Annotated in this window: 10 protein-coding genes and 3 pseudogenes; 9 read left to right on the forward strand and 4 right to left on the reverse strand. The window is 69.8% G+C overall.

Going from position 1 to position 14,847, the window contains the following annotated elements; translation table 11 throughout:
* Positions 1-37 precede the first annotated feature (37 nt).
* Positions 38-1,254 (reverse strand): annotated as a pseudogene (locus ACMTAK_RS49985) (cytochrome P450).
* 131 nt (positions 1,255-1,385) lie between these two features.
* Positions 1,386-2,879 carry an MFS transporter gene (locus tag ACMTAK_RS49990; RefSeq protein ID WP_413812355.1) on the reverse strand — a complete coding sequence of 498 codons (1,494 nt, stop codon included), beginning with the start codon at positions 2,877-2,879 and terminating at the stop codon, positions 1,386-1,388.
* 277 nt (positions 2,880-3,156) lie between these two features.
* Here ACMTAK_RS49990 and ACMTAK_RS49995 point away from each other — a divergent pair, with 277 nt between their 5' ends.
* Positions 3,157-3,828, forward strand: a complete 672-nt coding sequence (locus ACMTAK_RS49995) for a TetR/AcrR family transcriptional regulator (RefSeq protein ID WP_413812356.1) — start codon at positions 3,157-3,159, stop codon at positions 3,826-3,828.
* A 200-nt stretch (positions 3,829-4,028) separates the two neighbouring features.
* Complete coding sequence (locus ACMTAK_RS50000) at positions 4,029-5,369, forward strand: erythromycin esterase family protein (protein WP_413812357.1); 1,341 nt, start codon at positions 4,029-4,031, stop codon at positions 5,367-5,369.
* Between the two features lie 395 nt (positions 5,370-5,764).
* On the opposite strand, the gene ACMTAK_RS50005 is transcribed toward ACMTAK_RS50000, so the two are convergent.
* On the reverse strand, positions 5,765-6,136 hold the full coding sequence (locus ACMTAK_RS50005) for a hypothetical protein (RefSeq protein ID WP_413812358.1): 372 nt from the start codon (positions 6,134-6,136) through the stop codon (positions 5,765-5,767).
* A gap of 346 nt (positions 6,137-6,482) precedes the next feature.
* Between ACMTAK_RS50005 and ACMTAK_RS50010 the strand changes: the two genes are divergently transcribed.
* The 5 genes and pseudogenes from ACMTAK_RS50010 (at position 6,483) to ACMTAK_RS50030 (ending at position 12,077) form a co-directional block, all read left to right on the forward strand.
* Positions 6,483-7,811, forward strand: a complete 1,329-nt coding sequence (locus ACMTAK_RS50010; RefSeq protein ID WP_413812359.1) for a cytochrome P450 — start codon at positions 6,483-6,485, stop codon at positions 7,809-7,811.
* Between the two features lie 362 nt (positions 7,812-8,173).
* A pseudogene (locus tag ACMTAK_RS50015) lies at positions 8,174-9,190 on the forward strand (extracellular catalytic domain type 1 short-chain-length polyhydroxyalkanoate depolymerase); the annotation flags it as partial.
* A 52-nt stretch (positions 9,191-9,242) separates the two neighbouring features.
* A complete protein-coding gene (locus ACMTAK_RS50020; protein ID WP_413812360.1) occupies positions 9,243-10,745 on the forward strand; it encodes a 3-hydroxybutyrate oligomer hydrolase family protein in 1,503 nt (500 codons plus the stop codon).
* Between the two features lie 212 nt (positions 10,746-10,957).
* A complete protein-coding gene (locus tag ACMTAK_RS50025) occupies positions 10,958-11,788 on the forward strand; it encodes an alpha/beta fold hydrolase (protein WP_413812361.1) in 831 nt (276 codons plus the stop codon).
* A complete protein-coding gene (locus ACMTAK_RS50030) occupies positions 11,781-12,077 on the forward strand; it encodes a hypothetical protein (RefSeq protein WP_413812362.1) in 297 nt (98 codons plus the stop codon). The genes ACMTAK_RS50025 and ACMTAK_RS50030 overlap by 8 nt, the downstream gene beginning before the upstream one ends.
* Positions 12,078-12,125: 48 nt before the next feature.
* Here the strand turns inward: ACMTAK_RS50030 and ACMTAK_RS50035 are convergent.
* Positions 12,126-12,475, reverse strand: a pseudogene (locus ACMTAK_RS50035) (LysR family transcriptional regulator); the annotation flags it as partial.
* A 163-nt stretch (positions 12,476-12,638) separates the two neighbouring features.
* Between ACMTAK_RS50035 and ACMTAK_RS50040 the strand changes: the two are divergent.
* Together ACMTAK_RS50040 and ACMTAK_RS50045 are read left to right on the forward strand one after the other, a co-directional pair.
* Positions 12,639-13,040, forward strand: coding sequence for a hypothetical protein (locus tag ACMTAK_RS50040; protein WP_413812363.1), 402 nt, complete (start codon positions 12,639-12,641; stop codon positions 13,038-13,040).
* 676 nt (positions 13,041-13,716) lie between these two features.
* Positions 13,717-14,838, forward strand: a complete 1,122-nt coding sequence (locus ACMTAK_RS50045) for an LCP family protein (protein WP_413812364.1) — start codon at positions 13,717-13,719, stop codon at positions 14,836-14,838.
* The last annotated feature ends 9 nt before the right edge of the window (positions 14,839-14,847 follow it).

Raw genomic sequence — 14,847 nt, forward strand, 5'->3', positions numbered from 1 at the left:
CTCCTGCGTCTCGTCGGCGGAGTGTTTCCGGGGTGGCTCACCAGCCCACGGGCACCGTGCGCAGGCCGCCGACAAGCAGTCCCTCGACACGTTGCAACTCCTGCGCGGGCACGGCCAGATGGAGCGTCGGCAGCTTCCGCAGCAGGACGTCGAGGACGACCTGGAGTTCGGAGCGGGCCAGGGTCTGGCCGAGACAGGAATGCGGCCCGGCGCCGAAGGTCAGATGCGGATTCGGGGAGCGGCTGAGGTCCATCTCGTCCGGATCGGCGAAGACCCGCTCATCACGGTTGGCGGCGGGCATGCTGCAGATGACGGTGGTCCCGCTGGGCAGGAGCCGGCCGTCCAGGTCGACGTCCTCACCGAGGTAGCGGCGCAGCCCGAAGCCCAGGTTGGCGTCGAAGCGCAGCGCTTCGTCGACCGCGGTGCGCACCAGGGAGGGGTCGGCCAGCAGCCGCTCCCACCGGGTGCGGTCGGCGAGCAGCATCGAGATCATCTTGCCGATCATGTTCGCGGTGGTCTCGCGCCCGGCGACGAGCAGCGCCACTCCGGTGTGCGGCAACTGGTCGTCGGGCGGCCCCTCGCCCTCTTCCGCGCTCTCCGCGATCAGCATGCTGAGCAGGTCCTCGCCCGCCTCGGCGTGCTTGGCCGCGATGAGCGTGGCCATGTACTGGTTGAGCTCGGTGTGCGCGGCCCGGGTCTCATCCGTCGTATAGCGGGTGACGTTCAAGAACGCGTCGGACCAGTAGAGAAGCGGTCCCGGTCCTCGGCGGGCACGCCAAGGAGATCGCAGATCACATAGACCGGGAATGGGAAACCGAGCGCGGCCTTGAGGTCCGCAGGCTGTCCGTGCTCGACCATGTCGTCGACGAGGGACTCCGCGGTGCTCATCATGCCGGGGCGCAGCGCCGTCATGCGCTTGGCGGTGAGGCACTTGCCCACCTGCCGTCGCCACCGCTGATGGGGTTCACCCCGGTCGGGGATGGCCGGCGAGGTGTCGCCGTTGGCCGCCGGGCCGCCCGCGCCGTCGGGGGCGATCCGGGCGGCGTTGTCCGTGGCGCTCGGGCGGCTGAAACGGGCGTCCGACAGCAGGTTTTTGACGTCGTCGTAGCGGGTCAGATACGTGGCCTTGTCGCCGCTCGGGAGCTCGGCGGTGGCCATCGGGCACCGCTCGCGCAGCCGCTGCCACTCGGCCGGGGGGTCCAGTGGGCCGTCGCCGGTCAGCGGCAGACGGATGTCCGGGTCGTGTCGGCTCATGTGAGACCTCCTGGTGGCGGTTGGGTGTTCCGGTCGGAGGACGCCGGTCACCTCCGGGCGCCGGGGCGCGGTGGTCTGGGCCGGGGAAGGGGTACGGGGATGCCATGGGGCCGTCGATGGACGCGGGGGCGCTAGACCTTGGGGGCGGGCACGTCCACGAGCGCGGACGGCTCGGCGGTCTCGTGGACGGCCGGGTCCGAGGTGGACAGCGGACGCCGGCGGGGGATGAACGCGGCCACCACGAAGGAGAGGAGGGAGGCTCCGGCGCCGATGGCCATGACGATCTTGAAGCTGTTCTCCGAGGGCAGTGCGTGGCCCGCGAAGTCGGTGGTCAGCTGCGCCAGGATGACCCCGGCGACGGCGCTGGCGGTAGAGGTGCCGATGGAGCGCATCAGGGTGTTGAGGCTGTTGGCGGCGGCCGTCTCGGACGGATCCACCGCGCCCATGATGAGCGAGGGCATCGCCCCGTAGGCGAAGCCCACCCCGGCGCCGATGATGCAGGACACCAGGACGAGCTGCCACACCTCGGACATCATCACGATGTTCAGGCCGTATCCGGCCGCCACTATCAGGGCGCCGGCCATCAGGGTGGTCTTCGGCCCCTTGGCGGCGGAAAGGGCCGCGGACACCGGTGCGCAGGCCATCATGACCAGGCCCTGCGGGGCCATGACCAGGCCGACGGTCAGCATCGACTTGCCCAGCCCGTAGCCGGTCGCCTCGGGCAGTTGCAGGAGCTGCGGAAGGACGAGGGACATCGCGAACATCGAGAAGCCGAAGGCCATCGAGGCGATGTTGGTCACCAGCACCTGACGGCGGGCGGTGGTGCGCAGGTCGACCAGGGGTGCGGCGATCCGCAGCTCGAAGAAGCCCCAGCCGATCAGTACGACGACGGCCGCGGTGAACAGGCCGAGCGTGGTGCCGCTGCCCCAGCCCCAGTCGGCGCCCTTGGAGATCGCCAGCAGCAGACAGACCAGACCCACGGCCATCCCGACGGCGCCCACCCCGTCGAAGCGGCCGCCCGTGCGGACCCCGGACTCCGGGACGAGGGCGAAGACCAGGCAGGTGCCGATGGCGCCGATGGCGGCCGAGACCCAGAACAGCGTCTGCCAGTGGAAGTTGTCGGCGATGAACGCGGCGGCGGGCAGGCCGAGGGCGCCGCCGATGCCGAGGGACGCGCTCATCATGGCGGTGGCGGTGCCGAGCCGTTCGGCCGGGAGTTCATCGCGCATGATGCTGATGCCGAGCGGGATGACACCGGCGGCCAGGCCCTGGAGCACCCGCCCGACGACCATCAACGTCAGGGAGTCGGACAGCGCGCACAGCACGGCCCCGGCCACCAGCAGGACCAGGCTGAGGAGCAGCATGCGGCGCTTGCCGTACATATCGCCGAGCCGGCCGACCACCGGGGTGGCGACCGCGGCGGCCAGCAGGGTGGCGGTGATCGCCCAGGCGGCGTCCGCGGCATCGGCGTGCAGCAGCGTCGGCAGCTCGGGGACGATCGGGATCACCACGGTCTGCATCAGCGAGACCACGATCCCGGCGAAGGCCAGCACCGCCACGACGACGTTCGGTTTCGGAGGCGCGGGCTCTCCGCTTCTGACGGGCTGGGCGAGGGCGTCGGGCATGGCGAGGAGCCTCCGAATAGCGGGAGTGAGTGGTGGACCGCCTGGCCGTTGGCGTGCTGTCGGACGGCCGGACTGAGCAAAATTTAACTCAGTCGATTGATTTAAATCGACTGTAGCAGAGCCCCGGACGCGGCGGGACAGGCCGGCGATCAGTCCACGGTGTCCCTGGTCAGTAGGCTGGACGGGCTCGCCTCTCGCCGTCCCGGTGGAGGACCCACGACGGTTTCGGGACCGGCCGTCGCGGATGCGGTGCGCGGTCCCGGTGAGGTGGCGGACGATGTCGGGCAGAGGGGTCCGGGAGGCGCAGGTCGAGGCGACCCGGGCGGCGATCCTGGACGCCGCGGAACGGCTGTTCGCCGAGCACGGGGTGCATACGGTCTCCAACCGTCAGATCAGCATCGCCGCGGGGCAGGGAAACACCGGCGCCGTCGGCTATCACTTCGGCACCAAGACCGACCTCGTCCGGGCGATCGCCGGCCGGCACGCGGGGGCCATCGCGGAGATCCGCACCCGCGTACTGGCCGAGGCCGGCGACTTCACCTGCGTCCGGGACTGGGCAGTCTGTACGGTGCGTCCCGTCACCGAGCACATGGCCGCCCTGGGAACCCCCTCCTGGTTCGCCCGGTTCAACGCCCAGGTGTCGGTCGACCCGGCGCTGTTCGAGGTGATGGTGGACGAGGACGCCCTCGTCTCCGCGTCACGGGAACAGTTGCGGGAGGTGCTCGACCGGTTCCTCCCGGATCTGCCCCACCAGGTGATCGCCGTACGGGTGCTGATGGCCCGCCACCTGATCGTGCAGATGTGTGTCGAGACCGAGCGGGCCCTCGCAGAGGGTTCTCCCACGGCCCGACTCAACTGGGAGGACACCGCCTCCGACCTGACCGATGCGATCACCGCCCTGTGGGAGGCGCCTGTTACGCGGCGCCCGGGAGGCGCGGCTGGCACGTGAGGACAGGCAGCGCGCGAGGGGCTCCGGCGTCGTGCGGAGCGGGCCACCGTGCCGCCGAGTCGTCTTGTTCCGCATGGTCGGTGCCGCGCGCCCGGGTGGTCAATGAGGAAAGCCCCCGGCCTCGTCCTGTGGCTGTCCGTACCCCAGCACGGAGGACGGCGGGATGGTCCATCGCCTGCTCGGCACACAAGCCTTGAACCATGACATGGCACCGAAACACCATCGTCCTGACCCTGCTCATGACCTTCGGCGCCGCGGCTCCCGTCGCTCCGGCCACAGCGTCACCGGCCACGTCACCCGCCGCCTCCGTTGTCGACGCGTTCGATCACGCCGCGCACCCCCTGAGGACCGTCGAACCGGGCGGTGACACCGGCGATCTGCGCGCCCTCGACCGAATGATCGGAGGCGCCCGGGTCGTCGGCCTGGGCGAGGCCACCCACAGTTCCCATGATTTCTTCGCCCTCAAGGCGCGCGTCTTGCGTCATCTCGTCGAGGCAAAGGGCTTCCGGACCTTCGCCCTGGAGGCCCCCTGGAGCACCGGCCTGCGCCTCAACGAGTACGTGCTCCACGGCAAAGGCGATCTCCGGGACATCATGCGGGAGGAGTTCCAGCGCGACTACCTGTGGTGGAACAACACCGACTATCTCAAGCTCCTCCAGTGGATGCGGGCGTACAACGTCCAACACCCGGACGACCCCGTCCGGTTCATGGGTGACGACATCGCCTGGACGGGACCCGAGGTGTACGACGAGATCGCGGACTACGTGGCCGCCACCGATCCCGGGGCGAGCCCACGCCTCGCCGAGCTCTACCGCGGTCTGCGGCCCGACGTGCCGACGGGTACATACATCGAACGGTATCTGAACAAGCCGTACCCCGAACGCCAGGAGATGGCCCAACGCACAGGCGAAGCACTGACGTTGGTGAAGCGCCAGGTGTCGAACACCAGCAGCGAGGCGCACGCCTGGGCCGTCCAGCAGGCGACCGCGATCGACCGGACCGCCCGCCAGTACGCCTTCGACTTCGACGATCCCGCCCAGGCCGCGCAGTCCATGCGCTACCGCGACCAGGAGATGGCCGCCAACGTCGTGTGGTGGCAGCGGCACACCGGAACCAAGGTGCTGCTGTCGGCGCACGACGCCCATGTCGGCTACGTGCCGAGCGACCCGGCTCACTACCCGAAGATGCAGGGCGCCTTCCTGCGCGAGGGTCTCGGCCGCGGCTATATGAGCGTCGGCCTGACCCTCGACCAGGGCTCGTTCAACGCCACAGGCCCGGATGACGCCATCCACCGCTGGACTCTGGGCCCTGCGGGACCGGGCACCAACGAGCAAACCCTGGACCGGGTCCACCTCCGCGACTACATCATCGACCTGCGCACGGTCGGGTCACCAGCCCATGAGTGGCTGACCCGTGCCCGGCCGACCCGCATCGTCGGCACCGGCTACCCGGACGGGCCGTACGACATCGCCCTCGCTCCCACACACGACGTCCTGATCCACCTCCACCGGGTGACGGCCGCACGGCTTCGGGACCGGTAGACAGACCGTGGCGATGGTTCAGCAACCCAGTGGCGACGACCGCCGCCATGGACACGGGGGCGTCTCGGATGTCGATGCGAACAGTGAGTCCGCAACGTCTCCGAGATGAGTGATGAGACGGGCAAACTCCGAGGACGACGGGGCAGTTGACGGATGCAGAAGGGGCTCTCCGGCGCGGCGGCCCATGTTCCTGGGCGGATTCGCCGTCGCGCAGGTCGCTACGGCGGCACGGGCGTGCGCCACGCGGTCACCCGGCGGGCTCCCGCACTCCAGTCGCGCTGAGCGGGAAAGAGAGTCAAGCGATGTGCGAGTACTGCGGCTGCCAGGCGCTGGAGTCGATCGACAGTTTTTCTGTCGCCGCGCGGAGCCGTCGCCGAGGCATCGGGCGCGCCGCGTCAGGCCGAGATCACCGCCAGCCCCTCCGGCGCTGTGACGTTCACCGTTCCGTCCGCCGCCGGCGTGATGTCCAGCCGCGCCCCGCCGACCTGGAGCCCCGTCACCGTCAGCGGGGCGTACGCCCCGGCGAAGGCGGGGGCCACCGTGACCGTGCCGCCCGGGACGTCCGCGTCCAGGCCGAGGGCCGAGCGCAGCACCAGCACCCAGAGGATGTGGCCGCCCAGGCCTGCGGGCGACAGGACGCGGGGTAGGGGGCGGGGTACGTTCCCGCGGTCCAGGAGGCGCTCCTCGACACGCTCGGCCGGCGCGACCTTGTCGAGCGCTCGGGAACGCCTGGACGGCGTGAGGAGGCCGCCGCCTGCGCCCTGCACGAGACCCCCAACCCGGGCGCCGGCGTCGACCATCCCGCCTGCGCAGGTCAGGGCCTGTGCTATGGTGCCGCGCCGACCATCCTCGACTGTGACGACCAGGGCGATCCCCTGGTAACGCTCTCGCCATCAACTGGCGACAACCTGGCTGCCGCCCAACACGCGGTGGACCTCTGCCCCCGAACGGGCGCCGAGGATTCGAGGACGACGGCCGCCACATCCCCGATCGTTGAGACGCCCTGTCAGTCACGGCGGTCTCGCCGTCAGCAGCCGCCATGCGGACGCGCCCGCCGAGGGGACCGGGATTCGTGCGGGGACTCCCTTACCCGACCTCGGAGGTACCACGGCGATGACGCCGACCGACCCCACCGACCAGAGCTCCGAAGCGCTCGCCCCGCCACCCGGCTGTCCCGCACATCGGAGCGGCGAGCTCCCGCACGGCGGGGACCAAGTCAGCCCTCTCGCCGTGCCCCTGAGCGGCCCCCGCTTCTACAACGAACCCAACCGTCTCTACCAGGAGATGCGCCACGAACACGGTGCGGTCGCCCCCATCGTGCTCGAGGGCGGCATCCCGGCGTGGCTGGTTCTCGGCTACCGTGAACTGCACCAGGTCACCGCCGACCCCGTGCTCTTCACCCGCGACTCCGAACTCTGGAACCAGTGGCACCGCGTCCCCGAGGACTGGCCGCTGGCCCCGCTGATCGGCCGTGGGCAGCCGTCCATCCTGTACACGACCGGTGAGCGGCACCGCGTGCGGGCCGCGATGATCAGCGACGCGCTGGAGTCGGTCGACCCCTTCGAGATCCGGCAGCACGCCGAGCGACTGGCCGACGAGCTGATCGACGGCTTCTGCGGCGAGGGCGGCGCGGACGTCATCGCCCGGTACGCGATGCCCTTCCCGGTGCGTGTCCTGGCGAAGATTTATGGCTTCCCCGACGAGCAGGGGCCCGGGCTGGCCGCGGCGGCCATCGACCTGGCCGACGGTGGCGACCTGGCCCAGGCGGCCCAGGTGCACCTCGCCGAGGCCACGGCGGCTCTGATGGCCGAGCGGAAGGCGGGGAACGGCCCCCGGGACGTTGCCGCCCAACTGGTCGGCAACACCCTCGGCTTCACGGATGAGGAGATCCTCCACGACCTGATCGTGCTGGTCATCGCGGGCCACACCCTGACCGCGGACTGGATCGGCAACTCGCTGCGGCTGATGTTCACGGACGAACGGTTCATCATGTCCCTGGCCGGCGGGCGCAAGAGCGTCTCGGAGGCCATGAACGAGGTGCTCTGGGAGGACACCCCCGCCCAGAACGGCGTCGGCCGCTGGGCGTCCCGTGACACCATCCTCGGCAACCGCCGGATCAAGGCGGGCGACATGGTGTGCCTCGGACTCGCCGCCGCCAACAAGGATCCGCAGATACGCCCCGACGGCTCGGGGCTGACCGGCGGCAACAACGCGTTCCTCTCGTTCGGGCACGGGGAGCACCGCTGCCCGGTCGCGGCGCAGGAGATCGCCGAGACCATCGCCCGTACGGCCATCGAGGTGCTGCTCGACCGGCTGCCCGATATCGACCTCGCCATCCCGGCCGAAGAACTCACCCGCCGTCCCTCCCCCTGGGCGCGAGGCATGACGACACTGCCGGTGCGCTTCACCCCGACGCCGGCGGTGAGCCAGACGGTCGGCTGACCCCACCCTCATCCCCGAGGGTGCCACGGCGCCTGTTCACCGAGCCCAACCACCGTCGGCACTGTGATCCGGCCCCCGACCTGCCCTGCCGCCCGGCGCCTCGCTGCCGGGCGGCAGGGCAGTACGCGGGCTACGTCGGGGGACGTAGGGCGCCTGTGACGGTCGGACCAATTAGCAGATCGGTTGTAGACCGCGCAATCCGTGAGACGCCGACGGTGGCGAATCCGCTTGTGGTGCCCGGGTCCATGGTGACGGGCCACGCCGGACTCTACGGTGTCGGCCACGTCTGGTGCTTCCGGCGCACAGCGGCGCGTCGGCCACCTCAGGAACACCGGGAGCGCCTCAACCGAAGGAGCACTTCCATGCCAGTCCCCCCACACCACGTACTGCCACGGAGCCGATGGAGCCGCGTCGCAGCCCGGCTCCTCGCCGTCGCCGCCCTCCTGCTCGGAGCCGTACTGGCCGGGCCAGCGCCCGCCGCGAACGCCTCGGTCACCCTCACGAAGGTGACCAACTTCGGGTCCAACCCCGGCGCGTTGAACATGTACGTGTACAAGCCGACGTCGCTGTCCGCGAACGCGCCCGTGGTCGTCGCGCTCCACGGGTGTACGCAGAGTGCCCAGGTCTACGCCGACAATTCGGGGCTGCCCGAGCTCGCGGACCGCGACAAGTTCGTCCTGGTGCTCGCGGAGACCACGATCTCGAACAACCTCAACAAGTGCTTCAACTGGTTCCAGACAGGCGACAATCGGCGCGACCAGGGCGAGGCCCTTTCGATCCGGCAGATGGCCGACCACGCCGTCGCGGCCTACGGCGGGGACTCCAAGCGCGTCTACGTCACCGGACTGTCGGCGGGCGGTGCCATGACCTCGGTCATGCTCGCCACCTACCCCGACGTCTTCTCCGCCGGCGCGGTCGTCGCGGGCCTGCCCTACGACTGCACCAAGAACAACAGCCCTTACCAGTGCATGAACCCCGGGCTCGACCTCAGCCCGAGCGAGTGGGCCCAGCGGGTGCGCGAGGCGTACCCGTCGTACGGGGGACCGTGGCCGCGCACCGCCATCTGGTATGGCGATCGGGACACGACGGTCGTGCCGCGCAACGCCACCGAACTGCGCGACCAGTGGACCGCGTTGCACGGACTGTCCCAGACGCCCACCCGTACCTCCAGCATCGGTCCCAACGCCACCCAGCACGACGAGTACGCGGCCTCCGACGGCACGGTGGCGGTCGAGGTCAACAAGGTCCCCGGCATCAACCACGGCACCCCGGTCGACCCCGGCACCGGCGCCGAACAGTGCGGCAGCACCGGCGCCCCGTACTTCCTTGACTCGATCTGCTCCAGCTACTGGATCACCAAGTTCTTCGGTCTCGGCGGCTAGGGCAGCGAGCGTGCTCCGGCTCGTCCACCACTCGAATCGGAGGAATCGGATGTTCCCACCCTGCGCAGCCACCGCCGCCCCGCTCCGCGGACGGCCCGGACGACGGCGTGCCGCTCTCGGGGCACTGTCACTCGCGGGCGCCTGTTCGCTCGTCGTCGCATCGGCCGCGGTGGTGCCCGCGGCCGGTGCGGAGGGGACACCGGGCGGCCGTTGCGCCGGATACGCCCTGCCGCACGTACCCGGCGCCGCCCACCAACAGGCCGACTGCCTGGACGAGTTGACCACAACCGGAACGGTGGCCTCGGGCCACACCGACCCGGCCGACTTCGCGGGACTCACCCCGGAGGATCTGCCCACGCCGAGCGGCGTTCCCGGGATCCAGATCGACGGCTACTTCCCCGGCACGTCGACCACCAACACCAACCACGGATGGAACCACGACGCGCAGTTCGTCATCCGGCTGCCCGACCACTGGAACGGTGGTCTGGTGGTATCCGGCACACCGGCCAACCGCGAGCAGTACGCCAACGACCGCGCCATCTCCGACTGGGTGCTCGCCCGCGGCTACGCCTTCGCCGCCACCGACAAGGGCAACACCGGCCCCACCTTCTACCGCGACGGTCGCAGGCCCGGTGACGCCGTCGCCGAGTGGAACGAGCGCGTCACCCAGCTCACGCGCGCCGCCGGAGCCGTCGTCGCCCAGCGGTACCACCGGTCCCCCGTCCGCACCCTCGCCACCGGCCTGTCCAACGGCGGCTACCTGGTGCGCTGGCAACTGGAGAACCACCCCGAGCTGTACGACGGGGGAGTGGACTGGGAGGGCACCCTGTGGCGCTCCGACGGCCCCAACCCGCTCACCTTCCTGCCGCCCGCGCTGCGCGCGTACCCGGCCTACGCCGCCGGTGGGGCCGGGGCCGAGGACGCCTGGAAGGCCATGCGCAAGGCCGGCTACCCGGCGGGTTCGGAGTTCCTGTGGCCGTACCACCACAGGGTCTACTGGGACCTGACCCAGCGCATCTATCGCGAGGAAGCCGACCCGGACTTCGACGGAGCGACCGAGGCGGGCACCCCCTACTGCGCCCCGGGCACTCCCGGCTGTGACGCCGACTACGACTACGCCACCCGGCCGCCCGCGGTCCACCGGGCCGTCGACCGCATCGCACTGACCGGACGCATCGGCAAACCGCTGATCACCCTGCACGGCACGCTCGACGTGTTGCTGCCCATCAGCGAGGACTCGGACGTCTACGCCCGCATGGTGCACCAGGCCGGTCGGGGCGCGCTGCTGCGCTACTACCGCATCGAGGACGGCACGCACGTCGATTCCCTTGTCGACGCCTTTCCTGACGAGCTCCGCCCGATGGTCCCCTGCCACCGCTCCGCCTTCGGGGCGCTGGAACGGTGGCTGGCCGGAAACGGCCGGCCACCGGCGGACCACACGGTCCGGCGCCCGGCCGACACGGATCCCGCGACACTGCTCACGAGCTGCCCGCTGGACCTGCGACCTCCGGGCGGCGCGTCTGCCACTGGGCCACGCACGGGCCGGCGGTGACTGTCAGCCGAACCAGGTGGCCCGGAGCACCACGATGCGCTCGGCGCGGCCTCGGCCGCGTGCGGCCGTTCGGCTGTCCGGGGATGCCGTTCGATCTCCACGGTCACCCCTCACAGGAAGGTGCCACGGTGGCCACGGCCTGGCGCGATGCGGGAAGACTGTCGGCGGGCCACGCGGTGAAGAGGCGCGGCGACGAGACCGGGGGGGGACCGATGACCGACACATCCGCCGATCAGCACTCGGAGGCAGCCGGACCGGTACACGTCACCGTGTGGGAGGACGGTGGAGCGGGCCTCCCGTCCGTCGTCCTGGTCCACGGGATCCTCACCTGGGGCGACGACGAGCAATACGGCTTCGCGGCACAGCGCCCGCTGGCCGACCGGCACCGGCTGCTGGTGATGGACCGCAGAGGTTATGGGCGCAGCCCGGACATCGCGCACAGCGACTGGTCGGTCGATGCCGAGGACATCGTCGGGCTCCTCGGTACCGGGGCCCATCTGGTCGGACACGCGTACGGCGGGGTCAGCGCGATGGCCGCCGCCGTACGCCGTCCCGACCTGGTCCACTCGCTCACCCTGATCCAGCCCGGCGCGCTGCGGCCCGCCGAACGCCATCCGGTCGTCGCCGAGGCACTGGCACGGGCCCGCGCGGCCACCGCGGAGCTGCCCGCCGACCTCACGCCCCAGGAGTTCCTGACCGCGGCTACCGCATCGGTCGGTATGGCGACACCGGAACCGACGCCGGCGCGGCTGCGCGCCGCGGCCGCCTCGATGGCCGAACGCCCCTGCTGGGACGCGGACATCCCCCTCGGGACGCTGGCCGAGGCGCCCTTCCCGAAGCTGATGATCTCCGGTGACTGGGACGGAGCGCCCGAGCAGTACCGAAAGTACGCCGGTGAGCCGCTGATCGCCTGCGCCGACTATGTCGCAGCGGCGATCGGCGCCGACCATCTGATCGTCCCCGGCTACTATCCCCACACCCAGCAGCCCGAACGAACCAATGCCGCGCTGCGGGAGCTATGGGACCACGCGCAGCGTGCGTGACCGCTTCGTGGGCATGGTGGTAGGCATCTCCCTGATGGAGACGCCCCTCAGATTCCGCGCGCTCCGAGCGGACATCGAACAAGACGCGGAAGCCACTCGCGGAGTCGTCGTGGTGCCGCTGATCGTGCAACTGGCCGCGGTCCGACCGTTCCTCCAGCAGCGCAGCAGCCGAGTGCTGGCCGGACAGCATCCTCCCTGCTCACGAGCCCATCACGCCTACGTCGGCCTCGAAGCGCTGAAGGTACCGGCCTTGATCGCCCTTGGTGCCATGGCCCTGGCTGCCCTCTAGGAGGCCTGTCTGACAATTGATCTCGCGGTGAGCAGGATGATCGTTTCAGTGTCCGGAGGTGACGGCACGCGTCAGCACCGGCAGGGCGGAGTAGCTGCCGGCGCCCGCGAAGCCGAGCGTGACGCGGCCGACCTCGCCCAGATGCGCCGCCTGCACGGTCCGTCGTGCGGCCGAGGCCTCGGCGAGCAGCCGCCGGGCGGGCTCCAGCAGCGCCCGCCCCGCGGCGGTGAGCTGCACGGACCGGGTCGTACGGTCGAACAGCCTTGACCCCGAGGTCCCGCTCCAGCAGCCGGATCTGCTGGCTCAGCGGCGACTGGGCGATGTGCAGCCGCTCGGCTGCCCGCCCGAAGTGCAGTTCCTCGGCGACGGCGACGAATCCGGAGGTGACGTAGCTCCACGCACCCGACCATGCCATCCTCACCGCTCCAAGAGAACTGAGGCCGTATCAAATGAGTTCGGCCGAGGCCGGTTCCCGGTAGAATTCATAACGCCCCGGGAACACCGGTGTGAAACGAGTGTGAAGAAGGTTTCGGTTGGGCTGACCCGGCAAGGGGGAGCCTCATGAGTTACCCCCATGACCGCGTAGCGGATAACAGTCAGTACAACAGCGATGGAAATCGCCCATACCATGCCGACCCTGCCGGCTATCCCGCCGCCAATCGGCGTCGGGTGGGCAATGGAGGGGGTCTGGGTGCAGACAGGACAGCGCTGGTCATTCACACCCTCGCAGACATTGCCGCGGGTTTTCTGGCGTTGTGGATCCTGCTGTACATGCTCGACGCGAATCAGGCGAATGTCTTTGTCGACTTCGTACACGGTGTAGCGGACTGGCTCGCCGGCTGGTCACAGGACATCTTCACGATGGACACGGAATCCGTGCGGGTCTTCTTCAACTACGCACTGCCCGCGGTGATCTACCTGGCGATCGGGCACGGCGCGGCGGCCTGGGTGCGACGCCTCTGACGCCGCACGCTCGGCGGCCGGTACCCCTATCTCGTGCCGAGGGGTGCCGGCCGTCGCCGTGTTCGGGGTGGACAGCCGCTCCGAATCGTGTGGTGACCAGGGGCGATGCCCAGCGCGGACGATGTCGGCACCTGGGGTCGGCAAGGGGTGTCAAGGAAGGCGCGGGCGGATAGCGGGTACCCGCCCGCGCCACGCGCCCTGCTGTCCCTGAACCCGGGGGGGACCGGAGATCGACCAGGGAGGGCGCGCGCCGACGACCAGTCGGCAGTACCTACAGCGCCGGACCGTAAACGCGTGTTACTCCTGGCCGATTTCGCCCGGCGCACCCCGCCCGATCCTGGCCGAGTAACACGATCCGCGCCCTCGGCGCTGTAGGTAATGGCGCCGTCGGCACCGCCGTGGAGTGGTGGGTGTGGAGCCATGCCCCCGCCGTACGCGGAAAATCCCAGAACGTCACCACGCAAGAGCCGGAGGCCCACCGAGAGTACACACAGACAATGTCCGAAATGCAGAGTGGTCGCAGGGCCTTCACATGCGCAGCCACAGCTGATGGGAAATATCGGCTGTGCACTTTTCGCTGCCCGCCTTGGAGTTGTATATCGAATTGGAAACACTCCGGGGCGCATCCCTTCCTCCATTTGCATTTCAGCCGGACGAGGAATGCACACTGTCGGGCATGCACCCAAGGACAGACAGCAGAAACCCCGACTTCGCGCACCCCTCTGGATGGGGAAACCCCGCGCCGGGCAACGACGGCACGCCTCCACCGGATGACTTTCCATACGAGGAGCACGGTGGTGGGCACCGCGGCAGGCCGCACCGCCGCCGTGGCAGGACGGTCCTACGTGTCCTGGTCGCCTTGGTCGTCGTTCTGCTGGTCGTCTCGGTGGCAACGTACTTCTGGGCCGACTCCGAGCTGCGCAAGGAAGTAGACCTCAGCAAGGTGGTCGACCGCCCCGGGACGGGGGAGGGCACCAACTATCTGATCGTGGGATCCGACAGCCGCGAGGGCATGTCGGACCAGCAGAAGAAGGACCTGCACACGGGCTCCGCCGACGGCAAACGCACGGACTCGATGATGATCCTGCACGACGGCGCGTCCGGCCCGACACTCATATCGCTGCCGCGCGACTCGAACGTGACCATCCCGAAGTTCCGCGGCTCCGAGTCCGGGGAGATCAAGGGCCCGCTGGGCGACAACAAGCTGAACGCCGCGTACTCCATCGACGGCCCACAGCTCCTGGTCCGCACCGTCGAGTACAACACCGGCCTGCACATCGACCACTACGCGGAGGTCGGGTTCTCCGGCTTCGCCAACATCGTGGACTCCATCGGCGGCGTCGACATGACCCTCGACAAGGGCTTCAAGGACAAGTGGTCCGGTGCCGACTTCGACGCGGGCGAGCAGACGCTCAACGGCCAGCAGGCACTCGCGTTCGTCCGCACCCGGCACGCCTTCGCCACCAGCGACCTGGAACGCACCAAGAACCAGCAGAAGTTCCTCTCCGCGCTGGCCGGCCAGACCGCGACGCCCGGCACGCTCCTGAACCCCTTCAAGCTCTACCCCACCATGGGGGCCGGACTCGACACCCTCATCGTCGACAAGGACATGAACCCCTACTACCTGGCCAAGATGTTCTTCGCCATGCAGGACGTCACCGGCAGTGACGGCAAGTCGATGAACATGCCCATCTCCGGCAGCGTCGGCGGCAACCTCCAGTGGGACAAGGCCAAGGTCAAACAGCTTGTGCAAGAGCTCAAGAGCGATGAGCCGGTCACCGTGGCCGACTCACGGTGATCCCCGCCG

The sequence above is a fragment of the Streptomyces lacaronensis genome, from assembly GCF_047337785.1.
Classification (GTDB): domain Bacteria; phylum Actinomycetota; class Actinomycetes; order Streptomycetales; family Streptomycetaceae; genus Streptomyces; species Streptomyces lycopersici.

Excerpts from the sequence above, each read along its gene's own strand:
- ACMTAK_RS49990 (WP_413812355.1), bottom strand. The coding sequence starts at position 2,879 with ATGCCCGACGCCCTCGCCCAGCCCGTCAGAAGCGGAGAGCCCGCGCCT.
- ACMTAK_RS49995 (WP_413812356.1), top strand. The coding sequence starts at position 3,157 with ATGTCGGGCAGAGGGGTCCGGGAGGCGCAGGTCGAGGCGACCCGGGCG.
- ACMTAK_RS50000 (WP_413812357.1), top strand. The coding sequence starts at position 4,029 with ATGACATGGCACCGAAACACCATCGTCCTGACCCTGCTCATGACCTTC.
- ACMTAK_RS50010 (WP_413812359.1), top strand. The coding sequence starts at position 6,483 with ATGACGCCGACCGACCCCACCGACCAGAGCTCCGAAGCGCTCGCCCCG.
- ACMTAK_RS50020 (WP_413812360.1), top strand. The coding sequence starts at position 9,243 with ATGTTCCCACCCTGCGCAGCCACCGCCGCCCCGCTCCGCGGACGGCCC.
- ACMTAK_RS50025 (WP_413812361.1), top strand. The coding sequence starts at position 10,958 with ATGACCGACACATCCGCCGATCAGCACTCGGAGGCAGCCGGACCGGTA.
- ACMTAK_RS50040 (WP_413812363.1), top strand. The coding sequence starts at position 12,639 with ATGAGTTACCCCCATGACCGCGTAGCGGATAACAGTCAGTACAACAGC.
- ACMTAK_RS50045 (WP_413812364.1), top strand. The coding sequence starts at position 13,717 with ATGCACCCAAGGACAGACAGCAGAAACCCCGACTTCGCGCACCCCTCT.